The sequence below is a fragment of the Pseudomonas sp. NPDC088444 genome, from assembly GCF_044900175.1.
Taxonomy (GTDB): Bacteria; Pseudomonadota; Gammaproteobacteria; order Pseudomonadales; family Pseudomonadaceae; genus Aquipseudomonas.
This window is the reverse complement of sequence record NZ_JBJDNK010000001.1, coordinates 157,072-179,979: the sequence shown is the minus strand read 5'-3', so window position 1 is coordinate 179,979 and position 22,908 is coordinate 157,072. Positions and strand designations below refer to the sequence as shown.

The 22,908-nt window shown below is 61.9% G+C and carries 25 protein-coding genes and 1 pseudogene; 4 read left to right on the top strand and 22 right to left on the bottom strand.

Annotated elements, in window-relative coordinates:
* Positions 1 to 85: 85 nt before the first annotated feature.
* The 10 genes from ACI2KB_RS01155 to ACI2KB_RS01110 form a co-directional block, all read right to left on the bottom strand.
* The gene (locus ACI2KB_RS01155) at positions 86 to 355 is read right to left on the bottom strand and encodes a hypothetical protein (RefSeq protein WP_404630578.1); all 270 of its coding nucleotides are present in this window, start codon (positions 353 to 355) and stop codon (positions 86 to 88) included.
* Positions 356 to 442: 87 nt separating this feature from the next.
* Entirely contained in the window at positions 443 to 1,180 is a 738-nt protein-coding gene (gene hutC, locus ACI2KB_RS01150; protein ID WP_404630576.1) for a histidine utilization repressor, read from the bottom strand.
* Positions 1,181 to 1,223: 43 nt separating this feature from the next.
* On the bottom strand, positions 1,224 to 2,048 hold the full coding sequence (locus ACI2KB_RS01145) for an amino acid ABC transporter ATP-binding protein (RefSeq protein WP_404631694.1): 825 nt from the start codon (positions 2,046 to 2,048) through the stop codon (positions 1,224 to 1,226).
* 62 nt (positions 2,049 to 2,110) lie between these two features.
* Positions 2,111 to 2,779 (bottom strand): amino acid ABC transporter permease, encoded by a 669-nt coding sequence (locus ACI2KB_RS01140; RefSeq protein WP_404630575.1) that lies wholly within the window; start codon positions 2,777 to 2,779, stop codon positions 2,111 to 2,113.
* Complete coding sequence (locus ACI2KB_RS01135) at positions 2,776 to 3,435, bottom strand: amino acid ABC transporter permease (RefSeq protein ID WP_404630573.1); 660 nt, start codon at positions 3,433 to 3,435, stop codon at positions 2,776 to 2,778. Before ACI2KB_RS01135 ends, ACI2KB_RS01140 begins: the two co-directional genes overlap by 4 nt.
* Positions 3,436 to 3,585: 150 nt before the next feature.
* Complete coding sequence (locus ACI2KB_RS01130; protein WP_404630571.1) at positions 3,586 to 4,437, bottom strand: transporter substrate-binding domain-containing protein; 852 nt, start codon at positions 4,435 to 4,437, stop codon at positions 3,586 to 3,588.
* A gap of 129 nt (positions 4,438 to 4,566) precedes the next feature.
* On the bottom strand, positions 4,567 to 5,943 hold the full coding sequence (locus ACI2KB_RS01125) for an FAD-binding oxidoreductase (RefSeq protein ID WP_404630569.1): 1,377 nt from the start codon (positions 5,941 to 5,943) through the stop codon (positions 4,567 to 4,569).
* A 3-nt stretch (positions 5,944 to 5,946) separates the two neighbouring features.
* Positions 5,947 to 7,134 carry an alpha-hydroxy acid oxidase gene (locus ACI2KB_RS01120; RefSeq protein WP_404630567.1) on the bottom strand — a complete coding sequence of 396 codons (1,188 nt, stop codon included), beginning with the start codon at positions 7,132 to 7,134 and terminating at the stop codon, positions 5,947 to 5,949.
* A gap of 250 nt (positions 7,135 to 7,384) precedes the next feature.
* Positions 7,385 to 8,632, bottom strand: a complete 1,248-nt coding sequence (locus ACI2KB_RS01115) for an aspartate aminotransferase family protein (RefSeq protein ID WP_404630565.1) — start codon at positions 8,630 to 8,632, stop codon at positions 7,385 to 7,387.
* Positions 8,633 to 8,701: 69 nt separating this feature from the next.
* Positions 8,702 to 9,763, bottom strand: a complete 1,062-nt coding sequence (locus ACI2KB_RS01110) for an ABC transporter substrate-binding protein (RefSeq protein ID WP_404630563.1) — start codon at positions 9,761 to 9,763, stop codon at positions 8,702 to 8,704.
* A gap of 328 nt (positions 9,764 to 10,091) precedes the next feature.
* Here ACI2KB_RS01110 and ACI2KB_RS01105 point away from each other — a divergent pair, with 328 nt between their 5' ends.
* Positions 10,092 to 10,727, top strand: coding sequence for a cupin domain-containing protein (locus tag ACI2KB_RS01105; RefSeq protein WP_404630561.1), 636 nt, complete (start codon positions 10,092 to 10,094; stop codon positions 10,725 to 10,727).
* A 7-nt stretch (positions 10,728 to 10,734) separates the two neighbouring features.
* Here the strand turns inward: ACI2KB_RS01105 and ACI2KB_RS01100 are convergent, their stop codons facing one another.
* The 3 genes from ACI2KB_RS01100 to ACI2KB_RS01090 all read right to left on the bottom strand — a co-directional run bounded on the left by ACI2KB_RS01100 (position 10,735) and on the right by ACI2KB_RS01090 (position 12,630).
* Complete coding sequence (locus ACI2KB_RS01100) at positions 10,735 to 11,637, bottom strand: LysR family transcriptional regulator (RefSeq protein WP_404630559.1); 903 nt, start codon at positions 11,635 to 11,637, stop codon at positions 10,735 to 10,737.
* A gap of 70 nt (positions 11,638 to 11,707) precedes the next feature.
* Positions 11,708 to 12,244, bottom strand: a complete 537-nt coding sequence (locus ACI2KB_RS01095; RefSeq protein ID WP_404630557.1) for a 2,4'-dihydroxyacetophenone dioxygenase family protein — start codon at positions 12,242 to 12,244, stop codon at positions 11,708 to 11,710.
* A 149-nt stretch (positions 12,245 to 12,393) separates the two neighbouring features.
* Positions 12,394 to 12,630, bottom strand: a complete 237-nt coding sequence (locus tag ACI2KB_RS01090; protein ID WP_404630555.1) for a hypothetical protein — start codon at positions 12,628 to 12,630, stop codon at positions 12,394 to 12,396.
* 159 nt (positions 12,631 to 12,789) lie between these two features.
* Here ACI2KB_RS01090 and ACI2KB_RS01085 point away from each other — a divergent pair.
* Positions 12,790 to 13,212: pseudogene (locus tag ACI2KB_RS01085) on the top strand (SDR family NAD(P)-dependent oxidoreductase); the annotation flags it as partial.
* 176 nt (positions 13,213 to 13,388) lie between these two features.
* Here ACI2KB_RS01085 and ACI2KB_RS01080 read toward each other — a convergent pair.
* The 4 genes from ACI2KB_RS01080 to ACI2KB_RS01065 form a co-directional block, all read right to left on the bottom strand.
* Positions 13,389 to 14,684 (bottom strand): PQQ-dependent sugar dehydrogenase, encoded by a 1,296-nt coding sequence (locus ACI2KB_RS01080; RefSeq protein ID WP_404630553.1) that lies wholly within the window; start codon positions 14,682 to 14,684, stop codon positions 13,389 to 13,391.
* Positions 14,681 to 15,124: a DUF2231 domain-containing protein gene (locus ACI2KB_RS01075; protein WP_404630551.1), complete on the bottom strand. Its 444-nt coding sequence runs from the start codon at positions 15,122 to 15,124 to the stop codon at positions 14,681 to 14,683. The genes ACI2KB_RS01080 and ACI2KB_RS01075 overlap by 4 nt, the downstream gene beginning before the upstream one ends.
* Before the next feature lie 170 nt (positions 15,125 to 15,294).
* Positions 15,295 to 15,588 (bottom strand): hypothetical protein, encoded by a 294-nt coding sequence (locus ACI2KB_RS01070; protein ID WP_404630549.1) that lies wholly within the window; start codon positions 15,586 to 15,588, stop codon positions 15,295 to 15,297.
* Positions 15,589 to 15,737: 149 nt separating this feature from the next.
* Positions 15,738 to 16,691 carry a GlxA family transcriptional regulator gene (locus tag ACI2KB_RS01065; protein ID WP_404630547.1) on the bottom strand — a complete coding sequence of 318 codons (954 nt, stop codon included), beginning with the start codon at positions 16,689 to 16,691 and terminating at the stop codon, positions 15,738 to 15,740.
* A gap of 207 nt (positions 16,692 to 16,898) precedes the next feature.
* On the opposite strand from ACI2KB_RS01065, the gene ACI2KB_RS01060 reads away from it, so the two are divergent.
* A complete protein-coding gene (locus tag ACI2KB_RS01060) occupies positions 16,899 to 18,023 on the top strand; it encodes an alkene reductase (RefSeq protein WP_404630545.1) in 1,125 nt (374 codons plus the stop codon).
* A gap of 101 nt (positions 18,024 to 18,124) precedes the next feature.
* Entirely contained in the window at positions 18,125 to 18,895 is a 771-nt protein-coding gene (locus tag ACI2KB_RS01055) for an SIR2 family NAD-dependent protein deacylase (protein WP_404630543.1), read from the top strand.
* Positions 18,896 to 18,923: 28 nt separating this feature from the next.
* Here the strand turns inward: ACI2KB_RS01055 and ACI2KB_RS01050 are convergent, their stop codons facing one another.
* From ACI2KB_RS01050 to ACI2KB_RS01030, 5 genes are all read right to left on the bottom strand, one after another.
* Positions 18,924 to 19,361, bottom strand: coding sequence for a YciI family protein (locus ACI2KB_RS01050; RefSeq protein ID WP_404630541.1), 438 nt, complete (start codon positions 19,359 to 19,361; stop codon positions 18,924 to 18,926).
* Between the two features lie 78 nt (positions 19,362 to 19,439).
* Entirely contained in the window at positions 19,440 to 20,042 is a 603-nt protein-coding gene (locus ACI2KB_RS01045; RefSeq protein ID WP_404630539.1) for a cupin domain-containing protein, read from the bottom strand.
* An 83-nt stretch (positions 20,043 to 20,125) separates the two neighbouring features.
* Positions 20,126 to 20,836: a DUF1989 domain-containing protein gene (locus ACI2KB_RS01040; protein WP_404630537.1), complete on the bottom strand. Its 711-nt coding sequence runs from the start codon at positions 20,834 to 20,836 to the stop codon at positions 20,126 to 20,128.
* A gap of 34 nt (positions 20,837 to 20,870) precedes the next feature.
* The gene (locus ACI2KB_RS01035) at positions 20,871 to 22,103 is read right to left on the bottom strand and encodes a M20 family metallo-hydrolase (protein ID WP_404630535.1); all 1,233 of its coding nucleotides are present in this window, start codon (positions 22,101 to 22,103) and stop codon (positions 20,871 to 20,873) included.
* Positions 22,100 to 22,906 (bottom strand): amino acid ABC transporter ATP-binding protein, encoded by an 807-nt coding sequence (locus tag ACI2KB_RS01030; protein WP_404630533.1) that lies wholly within the window; start codon positions 22,904 to 22,906, stop codon positions 22,100 to 22,102. The genes ACI2KB_RS01035 and ACI2KB_RS01030 overlap by 4 nt, the downstream gene beginning before the upstream one ends.
* Between the last annotated feature and the right edge of the window lie 2 nt (positions 22,907 to 22,908).

Here is a 22,908-nt window from a genome sequence, read left to right as displayed (position 1 = left end):
TGTGGGAGCCGCCTTGGTGGCGAAAGCGGCTGGACAGCCAACACAGAATCTCCCACACGATTGATCGACGCTCGAAGGGCTGTGTTTACCCTCCTGCTGTGTCGATATCCTTATCCGTTTCCCCGGTCTGATTCTCTTCTTTGGTCTTGTCTGGCGACTCATGTTCTTCCGGCTCGAAATCCGGGGTGTATGCGTTGTCGCCCGAGCGGTTGCCGTCGTTAGCCTCGCTCTGAGCACCATGATTGTCCTGACTCTGCGAACCGCCCTGAGACTGGCCCATGGCATTGTCCGGCGTGTCCGGGTCGATGGCGGGGTCGTGGCGGTCTTGAGTCTGTTGATTGTTCTGGGTAGCCATATGCACCTCTTCTCGATCCCCGATTTTGCGGGGCTTGTGCATGTCGAGGGTCAGGCGGCGCGGACGTTCGATGAATCGGCTGAACGGTCAACTGTCCCGATACGCGCCGGTCACGGGCAACCGACTGCCCAGCCGATAGCGGGAAGACGGATGCACCAGCCGCACATACGTCACCACCCGGCCGCTGTTCCAGGTGCGGCGCATCAACACCAGACACGGTTCGCTCGCTTCGATGTGCAGGTGTTTGACGTCATCGGCAGAAGGGTGGCTGGCCTCGACGATGTGTTCCATTTCATCCGGTTGAATGATCTGCAGCAGGTAGCGCGCCGACTGCACTTGATCACCGAACGGCTGTTGCAGAAACTCGGGTGCGGTCTGTGGATTGACGTAACGGTCTTCGAGTTGCACTGCGATGTCGTCCTCGTAATGCACGCAGAGCAGATGAAAGACCGACGCCCCGGTGGGCAATGACAGCGCCGCGGCAATGGGCATCGACGCCGACTCCCGCGCCAGATGCAGCACCTGGCAGCGGTAACGGTGACCACGGGCGAGGATTTCGTCGGCGATGTTGGTGATGTGCAGCAGGTTCGATTGCGGTTTGCTCTCGGCGACGAAGGTGCCCACGCCCGAGACCCGCAGCAGGCGGCCTTCTTCGGTCAGTTCGCGCAACGCGCGATTGACTGTCATGCGCGACATGCCCAGTTCCAGCACCAGACGGTTTTCCGAGGGAATCAGGTCGCCGGGTTTCCATTCGCCGGAGAGCAGTTTGCCCTGCACGAAATCCTTGGCCTGGCGGTACAGCGCCTGTGGTGCGGGCTTTTCCATCGTGACCTCCTACAGAGTCTGCGTTTATCCCGATGGATCTCGGCTACGATTTCCCATCCTGCCAAAACGCATTGCGGTCCAGATAGTTCTGCAAAAACTGCTGCAAGCGCGGCTGCTCAGCGTTGTGGAAAATCTGCTGCGGCGTGCCTCGCGCAACCACTTCGCCTTGATCGAGAAAGATCACTGAATCCGCCACCTGCGCGGCGAAGCCCATTTCGTGGGTGACGACGACCATGGTCATCCCCTCTTTAGCAAGGGTCTTCATCACCTGCAGCACTTCGCCCACCAGCTCCGGGTCCAGCGCCGAGGTGGGCTCGTCGAACAGCATGATGTGCGGCTCCATCGCCAGCGCGCGGGCAATCGCTACGCGCTGTTGCTGACCACCGGACAGTTGCGCCGGGTAGTTAGTGGCTTTGTGCGCCAACCCCACCTTGTCCAGCATCGCCATGCCCTTGGTGTTCGCTTCATCCGCCGACAGCTTGCGCACCCGACGCAGGGCCTCGCAGACGTTGCCGATGGCGGTCATGTGTGGCCACAGGTTGAACTGCTGAAACACCATACCGACGTTGCGTCGCACCTGATTGATCTGCGATTGCGGTGCCCGACGACGGCCCTTGTCCGTGTCCTGCCAGCCGAGCAGTTGGCCCTCGATGTGAATCTCGCCCTCGTCGTACTCTTCAAGGAACGCCATGCTGCGCAACAGCGTGCTCTTGCCGGAGCCGGACGGGCCGATCAGGCATACGACCTCAGAACGCTGCACCTGCAAATCGATACCCTTGAGCACGCGCAAATTGCCGAAGCTTTTGCCGATCTTGTTCAGCGTCAGAATGGTCGACTGCTCGTCGGGGGCTGTTGCCGAAGTCTTCATGGCGTCACCTTGTTGCTTGTGCGGGTTTGCAGGCGCGGTGCTGCGGATCAAGAAACTGTTCATCACGATTGCCTGTTCATGAAGCGGCCGACACGACGTTCCAGAAACATGCCCAGCCGCGAGCAGAGTTCCACCAGAATCAGGTAGCCGATGCACAGCATCAGCAGTGTTTCGACGAAGGCGAAGGTCTCCGAGCCGATGCCGGTCAGCACCATCGTCAGCTCCGGAATGGTGATGATCGACAGCACAGCGGTTTCCTTGCACAGCACGGTGATCATGTTGATCAACGCAGGGAGGATGATCACCAGCATCTGCGGCACTTGAATGCGCCAGATGCATTGCAGGCGAGTGATGCCCAGGCAATCGGCGGCTTCCAGTTGCCCACGGCTGACCGACTCGAAGCCGGAGCGGAAGATTTCCGCGAAATACACGCTGCCGTAAACGCCCAGGCCAAGGATGCCTGCGGGGATCGGGTCCAGGCTCAGGCCGAACGACGGGCCGCCGTAGTACACCAGAAACAGTTGCACCAGGAACGGCGTGCTGCGGATCAGTTCGATGAACACCCGCAACGGTGCGCGCACCAAGTTGTTGCCGAAGATTTGCGCGATGGCGATCAACATACCCAGCGCCATGCCGAGCACTACGCCGCTGCTCCAGGTGCCGAGGGTGACCAGAAAGCCCGAGCCGATATCGCCCAGGTGGTCGGTGATGATTTTCGGGTCGAAGATCATGCGCCGTTCTCCTTCAACCGTTTCTCCAGCAGGCTGCCGCCGTATGCCAGCGGGATGTTGATCAGGCAATAGAAGCCCGCGAGCATCAAATAGTCCTGCACGAACATGTAGTCACTGGCGGCAAGGTTTTGCGCGGTGCGGGTGAGGTCCGCCAGACCTACGACCGAGACCAGCGACGAGGCCTTGATCAGCAGGATCATTTCGTTGACCAGCGCAGGCAGGGTCAGGCGCACGGCCTGGGGTACGCGGATGCGGATCAGCATCTGGCTGGCGCTCAGGCCCAGCAGGCCCGCGGCTTCCAGTTGCCCGCCGGGAATCGCGAGAAAGCCACCGCGCAGGATCTCAGCGGTGTAGGCGCCTGCGGCCAGCGACAGGCCGATCACCGCCGCCACCGTGGGCGAAACGTTGGGCAAGCCAATGCGCGGCAGGAAGTAATAGATGAACAGCAGTTGCACCAACAGCGGAATGCCGCGGAACACGAAAATATAGGCGCCGCCCAAACGGCGCAGTAGCGGCACCGGCGACAGGCGAAGGGCACCGACTACGATACCGATGACAAATCCAATCGCCAGCGCGGCAATCGACACCTGCAACGTCACCCACAGGGCGCCGAGCAGAAGCGGAGCGTTTTGTTGCAGCAAGGGCCAATCGAACACGAGACAACTCCAGCGATCTCGAAAATGTAGCGCTGTACCTGTAGGAGTGAGCTTGCTCGCGATAGCAGTGTGTCAAATACAGATGTATCGACAGGAAAATCGCAATCGCGGGCAAGCCACGCTCCTACAAAGGGTTGTGGCGTTCCGGCCTTACCAGGTCGGCTCAAAATCGCCCTTCGGCACGTCCATCTCGGCGCCCAGCCATTTCTTTTGCAGGGCAGCCAGGCGGCCGTCGTCGTGCATTTTGGTCACGGCGGCGTCGAGGGCGGCGATCAGGCTGTCGGCGTCAGCATCCTTGCGCCCCAAGTAGGCGAAGTAGGACTTCTTGCCGAACGGCGGCTGCACCACTTTGTACAGATTGGCCTTCTGCGCGGCGACGAACGAGATGTTCGGCAGCGAGTTGGCCACGGCGACAATGCGCTTGGCGGCAAGGTCCGCGTAAGCCTGGTTGTTGTCGACGTATTCGCGAATGGTCACCTTCTCCGGCAGGGTCGCGGCGAAGGTTTTCAGCTCTTCCAGTTGCGCCGAACCTTTACCGGCACCCACGGTTTTACCGGCGATGTCTTCAGGCTTCTTGATGCTGTCGTCCTTGGCGCCCACCATCAGCGCCACGGTGGCTTCGGCAATCGGCGAGACGAAGTGATAACGCTCCTTGCGCGCCTTGGTCACGATGATCGGACCGGCCACCACGTCGAATTTCTTCGCTTCCAGCCCCGGCAGCACGCTTGGCCACGGCAGGTCGAGGAACTTGATCTTGACCCCCAGCTCCTTGCCCAGCTCGGCGAACAGTTCGGCGTTCAGGCCCTGCTGTTTACCCGCTTCTAGAAAGTCGAACGGGGCGAACTGCATTTCCGTACCGACCACCAGTTCCCCGGCTTTTTTCACATCGGCCAACTGGTCGGCATGGGCCGCCATCGGCAGCAGGGCAATTGCGACAGCGATGCTCAGACCCTTGAGGGTTTTACCGAGCGCTTTTTCACCGAAACAGAAATCGAGTGGCATGGGTGACTCCTCATTCTTCAGATGCGATGGTGTGTCGTCGTAGTGGTGGCGTGTGCAGCGGTTGAACGGTGTTGAGCAGAAATGTGCAGTTAGCGTGCCATACCGGTATAGACAACCGGCACGGTATCGTCAGCCGAGGATTTTCCCCGGATTCAAAATGCCCTTGGGGTCGAAGCTGCGCTTGAGTTCGGCCATGACTTCCAGCGCTTCGTCACTGACCGAGTGGTGCAGGAATTCGCGCTTGAGCAGGCCAATGCCGTGCTCTGCCGACACCGCGCCGCCCAACTCACCGACCGCGCGATACACCAGATCCTCGACCTCGAACACTGGCGCAGGCTGCGGGAGGCTGTTGAGGTCCACGGTCAGGTGCAGGTTGCTGTCGCCGATGTGGCCGAAATAGACGCTGTGGTTGCCCGGCCAGCGCTGATCGATGCGTTGACGGCAGAGGTCGGCGAACTCGCCGATCTGGCCGATGGGCAGGCTGATGTCGAAGTTCAGCGGCGCCAGACGCACCGGGAATTCCGCCGTGGCTTCGCGGATCTTCCACAGGCTGCGGGCCTGGAATTGCGAGGTGGCAAGAATCGCATCGACCACTTCACCGGCATCGAGGGCCGCTTGCAGTGCCTGCTCCAGCACCTCGCGGGTGGCGGAGGACTCCAGCAGTGCGTACAGCGGGTGATGATCAGGCATCGGCGCGACGGGGTTTTCCAGCCACGACACGCCCATGCGGAAGAAGTCCTGCCACATCAGTTCATAGGCCTGGGGCGTTCCGGCGCTGCGTTGCAGGCGACGCAGAAAGGCCACTGCGCTGGCGTAATCGGGCAGGGCGCAGAGCAGGGTGGTGGTCGGACCGGGTTGCGGCGCCATCTTCAATACGGCGCGGGTGATCACCCCAAGGGTGCCTTCACTGCCGATGAAGCACTGTTTCAGGTCATAACCGCAGTTGTTCTTGATCATCGTGTTCATCAGGTTCAACACGCGACCGTCGGCCAGCACCACCTCCAGACCGAGCACCAGGTCGCGGGTCATGCCGTAGCGGATCACCGCGTTGCCCCCAGCGTTGGTGGCGATGTTGCCGCCAATCTGGCAAGAGCCGCGAGCGCCCAGGTCCAGCGGGAACAGATAGCCCGCATCGGCCACGGCCTGTTGAATCGCTTGCAGGGTCGAGCCGGCCTTGACGGTCACGGTGGCCGACGCCACGTCGATCTCTTCGATGCCACGAATGCGCTCCAGAGACAGCGCCATGTCGGTGGCGCGTGGCACGGCGCCGCCTGCCAGGCCGGTCATGCCGCCTTGGGGTACGACGGTTTGGCCCGCTTCGTTGCAGATGCGCAGGGCAGCCGACACCTGCCGTGTGTCCTTGGGCAGGATCAGCGCGGCGGGGCAGGCGGGTGCGTGGCGGGTCCAGTCGCTGTGATGACGCGGACTGATCGCCTCGCCAGTCAGCACCTGCGCCTCGCCCAAGGCTTCACGCAAAAGGGCGATGGTTTTTTCAACGTCACTCATGATTCAACTCACGGTAAAAGACGCGTCAGCGTTGGAACTGACGTGCAATTGATTCAGGTCCGGCTGGCCAAGCAGGGTCAGGGCCAGGCGCAATTCGTTCGTCAGCAAATCCAGCGCGTGCCCGGCACCGGCCTGACCGCCCACCGCCACGCCGTACAAGGTGGCGCGGCCCAGTAGCACCGCGTCAGCACCCAGCGCGCAGGCCTTGAGAATGTCGGTGCCGCGACGAATGCCGCTGTCCAGCAGAATGCTCAGCTTGCCTTTGGCGACCTCGGCGATGGCGGGCAGGCAGTCGAGGGTCGCAGGCACGCCGTCCAGTTGCCGACCGCCATGGTTGGTCACCACGATGCCGTCCAGACCCAACGCCACGGCGCGCTCGGCGTCCTGCGGGTGCATCACGCCCTTGAGTAACAAGCGATGAGGCCAGCGATCACGCAGACGGGCGAGGAATTCCCAGCTCAGTTGCTTTTCCATCTTTTCGCCAATGAAATGCGCGGCGCCCGAGGCGTTGCGCTGGTCGGCGGGCAAATAGCGGTCGAGGTTGGCCATGCTCGGCATGCCGTGGGGCCACAGCGCCTGCTTGATCCAGCGCGGGTGGCGCAGCACGTCGAGCTTGTTGCGCAGGCTCAACTGGCGCGGGCGGGCGAAGTTGCGTTTGTCCCATTCCCGATTGCCCAGCAACACGGCGTCCGAGGTCAGCAGCAACGTGCGGCAGCCCACGGACTCGGCCCTTTGCAACAGGTCTTCCTGCACCTGCGGGTCGCTCATGCTGTAGAGCTGAAACCACAGGTTGACGTCTGGCACGGCGGCGACGATCTGCTCCAGCGAGCTGGTAGAGACGGTGCTAAGCGTGAACGGCAGACCGCGCTCGGTGGCGGCACGGGCCAGATGAATGTCGGCGTCGCGGTGCAGCATGCCGTTGTAACCGGTGGGAGCGATGGCCATCGGCAGGGGCAACTCGCGGCCCAGCAGAGTACGGCGCGTGTTGGACGTTTCCCAGGGTACCAATGTGCGAGGCAGCAGGCTGACGTCATGAAAGGCTTGGCGGTTGCGGGCCAGGGTCAGTTCTTCCTCGGCGCCACCTGCCAGGTATTCCCAGGCGAAATGTGGCAAACGACGCTGGGCCATGTGCGCCAACTCGGCGATGCTGTGGGCGCGCAGAAAATCGCAACCGGCGTGATAGCGGCGCATGTCGGTCCTTTTTTCGGGGGAGAGCAGGCTGTATAGACAGCCGAGGCAAGATGCAGGCCAGTTCATGGCACCGGGTGAACCCGTGGGTTGGCGCGGAAGGCGATGGCAGGGGTGTCACCAAAAGTTGCACCGATTGCGTACCCGCTGCCCATTGCTGGGGCGTTGCGAAACCGGTGCTGCTGTGCTGTCCAGCGTTTCGATGTGGAGCGACGCAGCCCGTGCAGGGATTGCGCCGCTCCCCAACGCAGGATCAGGCGTCGCCAAACTCGGCTTTCATGCGGCGGGCGGCGATGTCGAAAGCCGCCTTCATGGCTTCGACCACCTCATCGCTGTGCTCGAATGAAAGGTAGACACGCCCGTATGGCGACGGCATCACCAGTACGCCCGCTTCGCGCAAGGTCAGGTGCAGGGCGTTGCTGAACGCCGGGTTGGCGATCTGCACCGCGTGTTCGTAGGTGGTGGGGGCGATTGCGGCGGGCCAGAGGCCGAAGACGTTGCCGTAACCGCTGGTCACCAGAGGGATGCCCTGCGCCTTGAAGCTGGCTTCGATTGCCGCACGCAGGGTGTCGCCGCGTCGGATCAGGCGTTCGTAATCCTCTGCATCCAGTTGCGTCAGGGTGCTGGTCACCGCTGCACAGGCCAGCGGGTTGCCGCTGAACGTGCCACCTCGGGCGACGCGTCCTTCTTCGAAGCCCGCCAGAATATGCGGTTTGCCCACCACTGCGGACACCGGCACGCCGTTGCCGATGGCCTTGCCGACGCTGGCCAGATCCGGGTCCAGCCCTTCGCGCAGCCCGGCCAGGCCAGGAAACAGGCGAAAGCCCATCAGCACTTCGTCACAGATCACCAGCGCGCCGTGTTGATGAGCGATGTCCTGGACGTGTTTGAGGTAGCCGGGCAAGGGCATGATGCACCCGGCGTTGGCGAGCACCGGTTCCAGGATGACCGCCGCGATATCGCTGTCCTCGGCGAACAGCCGCTCGATGTCGGCAAAGTCGTTGAAGCGGATCAGTGTGGTGCGTTCAGTGGAGGGGCGAGCGCCGTCTTTGAATCCGGCCTCGGTGGACGTCACGTTGCCGAAACTGACGTCGTCGAACCAGCCGTCGAAACCGGCGGCCATCTTGGCGATCTTTCCACGGCCTGTGTAAGCCCGAGCCGCGCGACAGGCCAGGTGCACCGCTTCGCTGCCGGAGTTGGTGAACATGACTTTCGTCAGTTGCCCGGTGTGGTGTGCCAGTGCGGTGGCGGCGCCATGTTCGCGCACGTGCGCCCAGGACGGTGACGCGCTGTCGGCGAGGGCCTGGATGACGTTAGCGTTCACCGCGTCATTGGCGTGCCCCAGCAGTACGGCGCCGAAACCCAGCGCGGTGTCGATGTACTGACGGCCTTTGTCGTCCCAGAGATGGGCACCTTTGCCATTGCGGATGAACAGCTTCTCGCCATTCAGTTCGGGCAGGATTCGGGCGGCGCTGGACACGTCGCCCACTAGATTCGTCATGCTTGACCTCAGATTCCGGGCAGTAAAAACGCCACTCAGGATCTGATCCCGAGTGGCTTCATCGTCGTGTTATTTAGAAGCGATCCAGGCATTGAAACGCTGGTTCAGCGATTCGCTGTTGTCGACCCAGAATTCAACGTCCAGCGGCAGCGACTCGGCCAGGTTTTCCGGCGTGGTCGGCAGTTCGGCCTTCAAGTCTGCGGGCACGAAGGCGTTGGCCTTGGTGTTGGGCAAACCGTAGGCGATGAATTTCGGCAGCTTGGACAGGTTCTCCGGTTTGCTGGCGAACGCGATGAAGTCCATCGCTGCCGCCTTGTTTTCGCTGCCCTTGAGCACGGTCCAGGAGTCGATGGCCGAGACGCTGCCGTTCCACAGGAATTTGAAGTGCTTGCCTTCGTTGCGGTTGAAGCCGCTGATCCGGCCGTTGTACGCCGAGCTCATCACCACGTCGCCGGCGGAGAGCATTTGCAACGGCTGGGCGCCGGCTTCCCACCACACGATGCTGGATTTGATACTGCCCAGCTTGTTGAAGGCACGGTCCACGCCGGCCGGGGTGCGCAGCACCTTGTAAACGTCAGCCGGTTTCACACCGTCGGCGAGCAGGGCGAATTCCAAGGCGTATTTCGGGCCTTTGCGCAGGCCGCGTTTGCCGGGGAATTTGGTGGTGTCGAAGAAGTCGGCCCAGGAGGTCGGGGCGGTTTTCAGTTTGTCGCCGTCCCACGCCACACCGGTGTTCCACACGATGTTGCCGACGCCGCAGTCATTGACCGCTTCCGGGATGAAATCGGCTTTGTTGCCGACCTTGGCCCAGTCGATTTTCTCGTAGAGACCGGCTTCGCAACCCAGCGCCAGGTCTTCGGCTTCCACTTCGACCACGTCCCAGTTCGGGCTGCCGACTTTCACCTTGGCGTCCAGCACACCCACGCCGCCATCCCAGCTTTGATCGAGGACTTTTTTGCCGGTCTGTTCGGCGAAGGGTTTGAAGTAAATCTCACGCTGGGCGTCCTGAAAGTTACCGCCCCAGGAGACGATGGTCAGGTCGCGGGCGCTGGCGGATTGCGCGGCGGTCAGACCTGCAACGGCAAATGCGAGAGCGGCTAGAGCGTGGCACGGCTTGTGCTTCTTGTGCATGTGGAACCTCGACGCAGAGTGAGTGTGGGTGGTGGTAAAAATATTTACCACCGAGCATTCTGCGGGGCAAGTTTTATTTTTTTGCTCGTCTGAAATCCTGAAATCGCCCGGACAATCGGTAAGCGATTGATTTTTCACGCCCGGAATTTGATAGTGGACGCCATCGTTCACTGCACCCGTTTCTCTGGCCTGCTGGCCGCTAGAAACGCCTGTGTTCGCCGCCTGTTACTTTCTGACCGGTCGGGCGGCGCACACGAACAGGGCATGCGCTACGAAACGCGCCACGAAAACCCCATCGGGTGCGCCGACTTCATTCGAGGAACACAACGTGACAGAAGCGCCGGCGAACAGCCGCAACCCCCACGCGCCCGAAGAGCGCATTGAAGACGACCCTGCAACAGACGACACCCTGTCAGTCGGCGAGCGGCTCAAGGCCTTGCGTCAAAGCCGGGGCCTGTCGATCCGCGGCCTGGCCGAGCTGGCGGGCGTGCCCCATGCCACGCTGTCGATCATCGAGCGCGACAAGTCCAGCCCCTCGGTCAGTATTCTCAAACGCCTGCTCAAGCCCCTGAACGTCACCCTCAGCGTGTTCTTTTCGGACTCGGCCGTGGTCGACCGCGCGGTGTTCTACAAAGCCAGCGACCTGGTCGAACTGGCGGACGGCAAGATGCTGTCGTACCGGCAGGTCGGGGCGAACCTGGCCAACAGTTCGATGATGATCCTCCATGAGCGCTACGAACCCGGCGCCGACACCGGCCAGGAAGGCGAAGAGCTGTATTCTCACGAAGCCGAGGAGGGCGGCATCATCATCGAAGGACGGCTGGAAATGACTGTCGGCGACGAAGTGCGCGTGCTGCATCCCGGCGACGCGTATTACTTCGACAGCCGCTTGCCCCATCGCATGCGCAACCCGTTTGATGAAGTCTGTGTGGTGGTCAGCGCGGTATCGCCGCCCACGTTCTGAATCGCCGTCAGGCCCATGGGTTCTCCCGCAGTCGTTGTTCGAGGAAATCACGAAACACGCGGATTCTCGGGCTCAGGTGCTTGCGGTTCGAATGAATCAGATAGATCGGTTCCGTGCCCGGCAGACTGAAATCGCTCAGCAACGGCACCAGTGCGCCCTGTCGCAGATCCTCGCCGATGTGAAATTGCGCCAGCTTGACGACCCCGGCGCCGCTCAAGGCCATCTCCCTGAGCAGATCGCCTTGGGCGAATACCGCTTTGGGCGCGATGGGCACCGTGCAGACGCCGCCTGCTTCATCGCGAAACCGCCAAGTGTTCCACGCGCTGTGAAAACCAAAGGTGAAGCAGTCGTGATCGAGCAAGTCTTGCGGCGTGTTCGGCGTGCCATGGCGCGCCAGATAGTCGGGAGAGGCGCAGGTGATCCAGGCACTCTCGCCGATCTTGCGGGCGATGCGCGATGAGTCCGGGAGGCTGCCGCTGTGAATGGCAATGTCCAGCCCCTGATCGAACAGGTCCACGTATTGCGGCCCGACCTGCACATCGACGGTGAGGCCCGGATACGCCGCCAGAAAGCTCGGCAGCCACGGCAAAATCTGGTGCTTGGCGAAGGTGGTCATGGTGTGAATGCGCAACGAGCCGCTGACCCGGTCGGGAAAGGCCTCGGCCAGCGAGTCGGCTTCGGCCATGGCGTTGATCACCTCGCGGGCGCTGACCAGATACGCCGCGCCCTCTTCGGTGAGTGCCAGGCTGCGCGTGCCGCGTTGAAACAGCCGCACCTGCAAGCGGTCTTCCAGCCGCGTGATCAGCTTGCTGATCGCCGACGGCGTCAGCCCGTTCGCCCGTGCCGCCGCCGAAAAATTGCCATGTTCGTGCGCCCACATGAAGGCCAGCATTTGTGAATAGTGATCCATCTGCACGCTCGCGACAGGCTACGGTTGGACGCAGCCTGCCAGCATTGACCCCTTTTTAACAACCGGATGCTCAGCGAATGAAGCGCTCGATGTAATCGTCCGGCAGGCCCAGCGAGGCATAGTGTTTGCGCGCGGCTTCTAGCTTGGTGAACACGTCTTCGTAGCCCACGGCAACGCCTTGCGGATCGACATAGGTGTATCCGCCCTGAACGTGAAACCAGGTGATCATTTCATCGACGTCTTCGGGCACGAACAGCGTGTGGGTTTCCCCCGGCGGCTCATAGGCGAACGACCCTTGTTCTGCGACCCAGTCGTGTTCCAGGTAGTACCAGCGGCCTTTGAGCACGAGGGCGTGCACGCCACCGCTGTGCCGATGGCGCGACAGCACGCCACTCTGACGCACTCGCAACAGGTTGATGTAATAGCCGCCTGTGGTGCTCAACAGCAGCGGTTTGAACGACACCGATGCGGTGACGGGCACCCAGAGTCCATCATCCGCGAGCCAGTCGGTCAGCACGCCGGGGTGCACCATGTCGGGCGTCATGAAAGGCACTTGCGGCAGTTGATAAGGGATCGCGAGTTCGTCTGGCTTGGCTGCGGTGCTCATCGGTGTCGTTCCACGGTCAGTGATCAGGCCCCCGGCTGCTTGAATGGCTGGGGTTGAACACAGACTAGGCGAGCGTCCACAGCAGAAAAACACCTGCCCAGGCACAGTGGGTGTGAATGCTCGTCACAGGTCAACCGTCAGGCGTACGCTCAATGCAGCATTCGCCGGGTGTCGCAGAGGTTGTCCTTGAGGATGTCGTTCAGTTCCTTCCAGGGATAACGCGCCCCGGTAACGGATGTGGCACAGGCGTCGTTGTGCCGGAAGGGCTGTTCGTCCAGTGTCGGGCATTGCCCGGCACCGCAACTGCGGCAGACCAGTTTATGGCCGTGGATGATCCAGTCCTTGTTCCAGCCATCCATGGTGAAAGGGGAACGTTTGTGGGCCATGCCTGCACCTCCTGGTCGATGAATTCAAGGATTGGACCTCTGCAAATCAGAGGTCCGGACGGAGGTGAGCGACGGCAGGACGTCATCCCCGGAAGCGGTTACTCCAGAGTGTAGGTGGGTTTCGGAAAACGATGAGTTGCACGTGAGTCCGGATGTGGGAGAACTGTATCGGGGCTGTTCACCGTTCAAAAGGCGCTGCCACTGTTGGCCAGGAATGCTTCGGTGATCCTGACCGGTTCTACTGCCGCCAGCTCCGGCACCCCGGCGTTCAGCGTGTACTCGGCCTCGAAGGCCGCCGTCCGGGCCTTCGCTCGCAGCTGGATTCTGGACCTGAAAGACCGCAACGTGCGCATCAACACCCTCAGCCCTGGCGTGACCAAAACCCCGGGTCTGGTGGACCTGGCCGGCCCTGATGCGGCTCAGCAACAAGGTCTGCTCGATTACCTGGCTTCGCAAATCCCGATGGGTAGTGTCGGTGAGCCGGTGGAAATCGCCAATGCGGCAGTGTTCCTGGCCTCTGAAGATGCCAGTTTCGTCAACGGCATCGAACTGTTCGTCGACGGCGGTCAGGCTCAGATCTGATGCTCAGAAGCGGGGCGACGCGATACGTCGCCCTTTCTTTTTTAAAGCACCGATCAACTTTGAGCACGTGGTCCCGGCAAGGCCAGCGCGATACCGTACAGTACGGTGGCAATCCGTTGCAGATGGCGCCGCCGGAATCCGCGCCAGGGGCAGTTCAGGAATCTGCAGCGTGTCTGTTATCGATTTCGTGTCACGCGCCAGACTGTATTGGCCAGATCATCAGCAATGATCAGCGCGCCACGAGGGTCGACGGTGACGCCCACTGGCCTGCCTCGTGTCTTGCCGTCTGCGCCCCGGAATCCGGTGGCAAAGTCGATGGGTTCGCCCGTGGCTTGTCCGTTGCTGAAGGGCACGAAGACCACCTTGTAGCCCACCGGATTGTCCCGGTTCCAACTGCCGTGTTCGCCGACGAATACACCGTCGGCGAATTTCTCTCCCATGACGGGCGTTGAGAAATCAAGGCCAAGGGCGGCAACGTGAGACCCCAGGCTGTAATCCGGTTTGATCGCCGAGGCGACTTTTGCCGGGTCCTGCGGCTGAGCGCGGGTGTCGACGTTCTGGCCCCAGTAGCTGTAAGGCCAACCGTAGAAGCCACCTTCGCGAATGGACGTCAGGTAGTCGGGTACCAGATCCTCACCCAATTCATCACGCTCGTTGGCCACGGCCCATAGTCGGCCGGTTCCTGGCTGGATTTTCAGCGCGGTGGGGTTGCGCACGCCGGTAGCGTAAGGCTTGTGCGCGCCCGTTTGAGCATCGATCTGCCAGATCTGAGCACGGTCAAGCTCCACTTCCATGCCGCGCTCGGTGACGTTGCTGTTGGAGCCAATACCGATGTACAGCGTCTGGCCGTCCGGGCTGAGGGCCAGGGACTTGGTCCAGTGGTGATTGATCTTCGATGGCAGTTCGGTGATCGTCGTGGGTGCGCCGTTGGCTTTGGTCTGGCCGTCGGTGTAGTCGAAACGCACCAGTGCGTCCTGGTTGGCGACGTACAGCTTGCCATTGGCGTAGGCCAGGCCGTATGGCGCATTGAGATTTTCGGCGAACACGGTGTTCAGCTCGTATTTTCCGTCGCCATCGGCGTCGCGCAGCAGGGTCAGGCGATTGCCGCCTTTGACCTGCGTGTTGCCCTGAGCCTTGATGTAGCTGGCGATGACGTCTTTGGGTTTGAGCTTCGGTGCGTCGGCGCCGCCACGGCCCTCGGCCACCAGAATATCGCCGTTGGGCAACACCAGGGTTTGTCGAGGAATGCGCAGATCCGTCGCAATGGCCGAGATGCTGTATCCCTCGGGAACCGACGGCTTCTGATCGCCCCATGGCGTGGGTTCGGCGATTTTCATGCTCGGCAGCAGACCACGTTGGGCCTGAGGCATTTTCGGGTCGGGGCCATGGGTTTGCTGTGTGTCTTTCTCACCGCCACACGCGCTCAGCAACAAGGCAGCGCTCAGCGTCGTCAGAGCAAAAGCGTATTTCATTGCGCACCTCCCGTGCGGACAGCGGCCAAGTCTGGACGGGTGAAGCCGATCCACGCCGATACGATGCCGAGCAAGGTCACGATCGCGGACAAGATCAGGCCCGACGGCATCACTGCCCAGGCATCTTTCGCGTGTTCGAAAGCGTCGACCCAACCCAATCCCCATGTCACTAGCAGTATCAGAAAGTACGCCAAGGGGCGCCCGGATTTCGGTCGTGTACGCAGTAGATCGACCAGCGCGAACAGCAACGCCAGACCGCAGAACAACATGCCGCCCGCAATCAGCCAGGAGGCGAAGTTGCTCCATTGAATCAGGTAGGTTTTGTAGTAGGCGATGTCGCTCAGCAAGGCGCCGAGAAACAGCGCGGCGGTGCCGCCGAGCAGGATGGAGTGGAGAGGGCCGGGAGGGCGTCGGAGGGGGAACAGGGCTGTGTCGGTCACGATGGCTCCTTATCGTTCAGTCACTTGAGGTCGAATCCGCGTGCAGGGCGCTGGACAGGCCTTTACGCAAGCTGCGCGATAAAACTGATCGTGAGGCCGAACCGTTAGTTCAACGTAATTCCCGGTGCCGGGGGCAATCGCAGCCCGGCCCGGGCCATACCTGCGTGGCGTCAGTCGTCCGCGCTGCCAGCACCTGACTGGGTTTTGTTACCGGGGCTTGAATTGCCACCACTCCCGGCTTCGCCACCCGAGCCGGGCAGCGCCGTGCCTTTGGTGTTGGCACCATTGGTGCCTTCAGGGCGCGACGATTGTTTGGAGTGGGTCGAGTGGTCCTTCGCCGGAGCGCTCATGGTGCTTTTTGGCGTGGTGCTGGATCCGGTTTCAGTGGTGGCCGCCATTACCGGCAGCGACAGCAAGCAGGTCAATCCGGTCATCGTGACCGCGTAGCTCAGTTTCTTGTTCATGTCACAGGCCTCTTATCACACAGGGCAGAGAGGGTGCAGCAGGCAGACGTGCCCGCCGCTCCCTGGTTGTGACTCAAGGGGCAGCGTTCGGGATTAACGAAAATGAAGAATGGGCGATGAACGGCATACTCGTGAGTGCAGCAATGGCCTTAGCCACGTTGACCGATGGCCAATGAAAACAGCTCGTTGCGCATCGTCTGTGGCGGTTTGCCGAACGCCCGCAGAAACGCCTGACGCATGCGCTCCCGGTCGCCGAACCCGGTTTCTCGGGCCACGATTTCGACCGGATGACGGCTGGTCTCCATCATCACCCGCGCGGCTTCAAGACGCAGGCTTTCGATGGCCTTGGCCGGGGTTTGCCCGGTTTCTTCCCGAAAGACGCGGCTGAATTGTCGCGGGCTGAGCCGAGCCACTGCTGCCAGGGCCTCCACGGACAAATCTTCAGTCAGGTTTTCGCGGGCGTAGGCCATGGCCAGTTGCACGCGATCGGAGCGCGGGTCCAGTTCCAGCAGCGCCGAGAGTTGCGATTGTTCACTGCCCCGGCGCTGATAGATCACCAGCTTGCGTGCCACCCGACGCGCCAAGTCCACCCCCAGATCGCTTTCCACCATAGCCAGCGCCAGATCCACGCCTGCACTCATTCCGGCGCCGGTCCAGAGGTGGCCATCGATCACGAACAACCGGTCCTCTTCCAGTTGAATCTTCGGGTAACGCTGTTTGAAGGCGGGGGCGTGGAGCCAGTGAGTCGTTGCGCGGCGACCGTCGAGCAATCCGGCTTCGGCCAGCACGAAGGCGCCCACGCACAACGACACCACACGCCGAGACTGTGCCGAGGCGCTTTGCACGAAGGCCAGGAGTTCGGAGTCCGGATCGTCCAGTTCCAGAAAGCTGCTGACGATGACCGTGTCGTAACCCTCGGGCCTCATTGCAGTGCTGTTGACCGAAAACCCTTGGGACGACATCACCGGGCCGCCCTTGGGGGAGACCAGATGAAACTCGTAGGCCTGCTCGCCTCGCAGCAGGTTTGCGCATTCAAACACCGACGCCAATGAAAGGCTGAGGGATTGAAAGCGCGGATAAACGATCAGCGCAACGCTGTGCATCGGGCGTCTCCTGGCGAGTGGGAAGGTGAATTGTCAGGGGGCGGGCAGCGGCTGGCAATGCCCCTGATCGACAGTGTGCCCGGTTTTTTCACGCCGCTACGCACGTTCGACCGCAGTGTCCGGAATCCTTGCGTATACGACATTGAGGGCGTTTTTAACCGCACCTACCATGGCCTCATGTCCTCACTTTGAACCGGAAAACCGAACATGCACTTTCCATCGTTGTTTACCCCTGTCCAATTGGGCAGTCATACGCTGAAAAACCGTATTGCCTTTCCACCGCTGACCCGCCAGCGAAGCGCTCAACCGGGGGATATTGCCTCGGACCTGATGGCTGACTACTACCGGCAACGCGCTTCGGCAGGTTTCATGATCACCGAAGGCACACAGATCGAGCCGCGCGGCCAAGGCTACGCCTGGACGCCGGGCATCTACAGCCAGGCACAGATCGACGGTTGGCGCAAAGTCACCGACGCCGTGCACGCTGACGGCGGCGTGATCTTCGCGCAGCTTTGGCACGTAGGCCGTGTGTCTCATCACGCCTTGCAGCCAGACGGCCAGGCGCCCGTCGCACCCTCGGCGATTCAGGCGACCAACGCCAAAGCGTTCATCGAAACTGCCGCAGGCGCGGGTGAGTTGGTGTTGCCCTCGATGCCTCGCCCCCTGAGCGTTTCGGAAATCAAAGAATTGGTGGCGCTTTACGCAACGGCCGCGCGCAATGCGATTGCCGCTGGTTTTGATGGCGTGGAAATTCATGCGGCGAACGGCTATCTGGTCAACCAGTTCATTTCCGAACACGCCAACCAGCGTGATGACGAATACGGTGGTTCGCTGGAAAACCGCCTGCGTTTTCTGAGCGAAATCGTTCAGGCGGTCTCCGAAGCCATTGGCGCTCAGCGTCTGGGCGTGCGCTTCGCGCCTTTGTTCACCACCACCGATCAGGACCGCGTCTACATCGGCATGGTGGAAAGCGACCCCCACCGCACCTACATCGAAGCGATCAAGGTGCTGGAGCGGGCGGGTGCGGCTTACGTTTCGATTGCCGAAGCGGACTGGGACAACGCCCCTGATCTGCCAGAGTCGTTCCGTCGTGAGGTACGCAGCACGTTCAGCGGGCGAATCATCTACGCGGGTCGCTACACGGCAGAGCGCGGCGCGCGGCTGGTTGAAGCCGGTCTGGCGGACTTGATCGCCTTCGGTCGACCATTCATTGCTAACCCGGACTTGCCAGCGCGGATCGTCAATGGCTGGCCGCTGAACCCGGTGGACCCGGCGACGCTGTATGGCGGGAGCGAGAAGGGGTTTACGGATTATCCGGCGTACGTCGGCTGACCCACAGGCGTTGGCCGTGTCCTGGAAAGGGTTGGGCGGTGTTGGACGGATTGCGTTATAAAAGTATCCGCCCGGTACGCAATCTGGAGTGTTCGAACCCCGTGCCCACCCCCACCCAAGAAACGGCCTTCACCAACGCTGTCAACTTCCTGCGTACTGCCAAACGCGTGGTGATTTTCACCGGAGCGGGTGTGTCGGCAGAGAGCGGCATCCCCACCTTTCGTGATCAGCTCACCGGTTTATGGGCACAGTTCGACCCTGCGCAATTGGCGACCGAAACGGCCTTTCGTAAAGACCCGGCGTTGGTCTGGGGCTGGTACGAATGGCGCAGGCGGCTGGTCATTCAGGCGCAGCCCAACGCGGCCCATCGGGCCATCGCCGAGTTGGCGCGTCGCATCCCGGAACTGCTTTTGGTGACCCAGAACGTGGACGACCTGCACGAGCGTGCGGGCAGTCACAACGTCCTTCACTTGCATGGAAGCCTTCAAGCGCCACGCTGTTTTGCCTGCACCCGCGCTTACTCATTACCCTTGAGCGCCCCACCGGAGTCACCGAGTGCACTGGAGCCGCCTCGATGCCCGCGCTGCAACGGCAAGATCCGGCCTGGCGTGGTGTGGTTTGGCGAGGCATTGCCTCAGCGAGCGCTGAAAACTGCGTTTCAGGCCGCTCAAGAATGCGATCTGTTGCTCTCGCTGGGCACCTCCGGTGTCGTGCAACCTGCTGCACAAATCCCGGAGATCGCCCGGCGACACGGCGCTCAGGTGGTGCACATCAACACTGAAAAGGTCGATGCGCCGGATGATCTTGTGCTCACCGGGAAGGCAGGGGAGTGCATGACGAAACTGCTTGGCGCCGCGTTCGCTGACGCGTAACGCATTGGCGTGCACGACGTCCGCCGCTCTACTCGTCATTCGTCTCCTGCTTCGTCAACCGGCTGCGCAGCTGCGCCTCCTGTTCCTTCGACTCCGGCGTCAAGTTCTCCGCAAAATCTTCCATTTCATACAGCGGACGGATTTCGAGGTCTGAATCCCCCGGCATCGGGTTGGGGCAACGTTTTGCCCATTCGATCGCGTGTTCCATCGAGTCGACTTGCCACAACCAGAACCCGGCGACCAGTTCTCCGGTGTGGGCGAACGGGCCTGGAATGACGGTGCGGGTGGAACCGGCAAAACGGATGCGCACGGCTTGTGAAGTGGGGTGCAGCCCTTCGCCAGCCTGCATGATGCCCGCCTTGACCAGCTCTTCGTTGTAGCGGCCCATGGCAGTGAGGAGTTCGGGGGAGGGCAGCGCACCGGCTTCGGAGTCGGCGGTGGCTTTGACCAGGACCATGACGCGCATGGCGATTCTCCTGAAGTTCGACGGGCAGACGGGGTTGCCTGCCCTCAACGTCTCAACAGGATAGTCACGATTGGCGGATCAGAACGTCGCCGGGGTGTTGATCCACAAAATCCGCACGATCTGATCCGTGGCATTGCGATAGCCGTGGGGCACGTTGCTGGGGAAGTGGAAGGAGTCGCCCGGGTTCAGGGTGTAGGTGGTTTCGCCCAGGGTGAGGTCCAGGCTGCCTTCGATGATGTAGCCCATTTCTTCACCGGCGTGTTCGATCATTTCACTGACCATGCCCGGTGAGACGATGTGGATGTCGCCTTGCAGCAGCCCACCTTTTTGCGGGTGAGTGATGCGTTCCAGGTCGATGTAGCCTTTGCGGGCTTGGGCGAAGCGGTTGACTTGACGGGCACCGGCACGCAGCACGGGTTCTTCGGACACCCAGTCTTCAGAGGTCAGTTCCGACACGTTGCTGCCCAGCGCGATCGCCAGACGATGAAGCATGGCCAGCGAAGGCGAGGCGGCGTCGTTTTCCAGTTTGGAGATCAGGCTTTCCGAGCAGCCGGCGGCTTCTGCGACCTGTTTGAGGGTCAGCCCGGCGACCTTGCGGGCATGACGCAGGCGCACGGCCAGACTGGGCAAGCCCTCGGAGTGCAGGGCTTTGGCGGCGGGCGGGTGGCTGGCTTTGGACATGCATTCCTCGATGAACACAATCGCTTGAAGTGGGCGACAGGCATCCTAGGGCGACGGATGCCTGCCGTCTACTGGGGGATGGATCAGCCGTGAACCGAGAAGGTCACTTCCACCGGGTTCAGGTCGTTGATCGGCACGATATCTTGTGGGCAGGCGGACATCACCACGACTACGTCCATGTCGGCGCGGATTTCCACGTAGTCACCGGCCTTGGAGACCGGCGGCAGCCATTCAATGGTGTGGTCGGGCTTGACCGGGATGTTCATCCACAGGTTGAACGGCTGCGGCACTTCGTGGGAGCGCAGGCCGATGGCTTGCAGCGCCAGACGCATGTTGTCAGCGCAGCTGTCGTGGTAACCCTCGACGCCGAGGTTGGTGTAGCGGTGCAGGTCGCAGGCAGCGATCAGGGTGTCGTGGATGCCCGGCGAGGTGTCGCTCAGCAGGGTGCCGATGGTGCGGCGACGGTTGCTGAACAACTCGTCACCGACTTTCGGAATGATGCGGTCACAGTGGGCACGAGCGTGCTCCATCGACAGGAATTCGCTCATGTCTTCGCTGTTGAACAGCCAGGTGTCACAGACCTGAGTGCCGTGGGTGTTGACGATCTTGATCACCTGACCGGCCTTCAGGCGCACGGCGCGGCCGCAGCGGGCAGGTACGGTGTAGGTTTGGCCGAGGACGGGGGTGCCATCGACCGAAATCGGTTCTTGCAGGGTGGCGTTGACGCCCAGCGAGGCGCCGTTGTCCGGCTGGCAGCAGGCAGGGAAGTCGTGGCTGTGAGTGACGTGGTTCATGGTTGTTTCCTTAGGGTTAAGCCCGGATGTGAGATCAGGGTTGTTCGGCCAGTGCAACCAGGCTCCAGGCGAGTGCCCGGACGCCCGCTTCCAACTGTGCGGGTTCAGTGAATTCCAATGGGTTGTGGCTGATGCCGTCGCGGCTGGGGACGAACAGCATTGCGCTGGGGCAGTGCTCGGCCAGGTACATCGCGTCGTGGAACGCGCCGGAGCGAATCGGTTGCCAGGGCAGACCCGTGGCGTTGCAGCCTTGTTCGAGCACGTCCAGCACCTGTCGATCAAAGACCGTCGGGGCATGTGTGAACAGGCGAGTCAGCTCGGCGTCGGCAGGCAGGCAGGCGCTCAAACCGGCGTCGAACGCGTCGAGCACGGCCGGGTCGGCGTGACGGAAATCGATGCTGAAGGTGACTTCCCCGGCAATGGTGTTGATCGCATTGGGGTGCACGTTCCAGCGGCCGAAGGTCAGGCGTTTGTCATCGCCTGCCAGCCGGTCGGCCAGCGCGTCGATGGGGCCGAGGGTGTTTGTCGCCATCAGCAGCGCGTCGCGGCGCATGGGCGTTGGTGTCGTGCCGGCGTGGGCCGAGGCGCCTGTGCAACGCACCTGATACCAGCGCACGCCCTGAATGCCAGACACCACGCCGAGCGGAATATCGGCCTGTTCCAGCACCGGACCTTGTTCGATGTGCAGTTCGACGAAGGCATGGGTGGCGATTTTGTCCCGATGGGGCAGCTCGGGGAAACGCTGCGCGTGAGCGTCCAGCGCGGCACCGACGGTGATGCCTGCCGCGTCCTGATGCGTGCGGTACTCCGTCAGTCGCGAAGGATCGACATAAGCGCTGGAACCCATCGCACCGGGGCTGAAACGGCTGCCTTCTTCGTTGGTCCAGACCACCACTTCAATCGGGCGAAGCGTCTGCACATTGGCGTCGGTCAGCGCATGCAGGACTTCCAGCCCGGCCATCACGCCGTAACAGCCGTCCAGTGTGCCGCCGGTGGGTTGGGTGTCGATGTGGCTGCCCGTCATCACGGGCGGCAGGTCTTCGCGGCCATCGCGGCGGATGAACAGGTTGGCGCAGCCGTCGATCCAGACCGTGCAACCGAGCTTTTTCGCTTCGTCGATCAGCCAGGCGCGGGCCTGCAAATCTTCCTCGGACAGCGCCTGACGGTTCATGCCGCCGTGGGTGCCCGGACCAAATGTGGCCAGGGTTTCCAGCCAGTATTGAAGGCGTGCCGCCGACACGGCGCGCAGGGTTTTTTCGGCGTTCATGGGGTCACCTGCGCACGGGGGGTGAGGCTGCGGTTGAACCAGGGTTTGAGAAATTTTTGCAGGCGTTCGGTTTTCGGTGCGTTGAACAGCGGCTCAGGGGCGCCGGTCTCGACGATACGCCCGGCCTCCATGAACACCACTTGCGAGGAAATCTGTGCGGCGAAGCTCATTTCGTGGGTGACCATGACCATGGTCATACCGTCGTCGGCCAGGCTGCGGATGACCTGCAGTACTTCCTCGACCAGTTCCGGGTCCAGCGCGGAGGTCGGTTCGTCCAGGAGCATCAGCCGAGGTTTGACGGCGAGCGCCCGGGCAATACCGACGCGCTGCTGTTGCCCGCCAGACAGCCGTGCCGGGTAGGCGTCGGCCTTGGCGCTGAGTCCGACGCGGGCCAGCGCTTGGTCAGCCAATGTTTGCGCGTCGGCCTTGGCCATTTTCTTGCCCAGCACCAGCGGTGCCATGACGTTCTCGCGCACGGTCATGTGCGGCCACAGGTTGAACTGCTGAAACACCATCGACACCGGTTTGCGCACCTCGTCGACCTTGGCTTCGCTGTCGCGATCCTGCTCGCGGCGCCCGGCACTGCTGTAGCCCAACAACTGGCCGTCGATCCAGACCTCGCCCTCGTCGTAGCGCTCCAGAAAATTCATGCAACGCAGAGCGGTGGTCTTGCCCGACCCGGAGGGGCCGATCAGCGAGACGATTTCCCCCGGATGCACGCGCAGATCAAAACCGCTGAGCACACGGTTCGTGCCATAGGATTTGCCGACGTCGCGCAGTTCGAGAAGGGGTAGGTTACTCATCA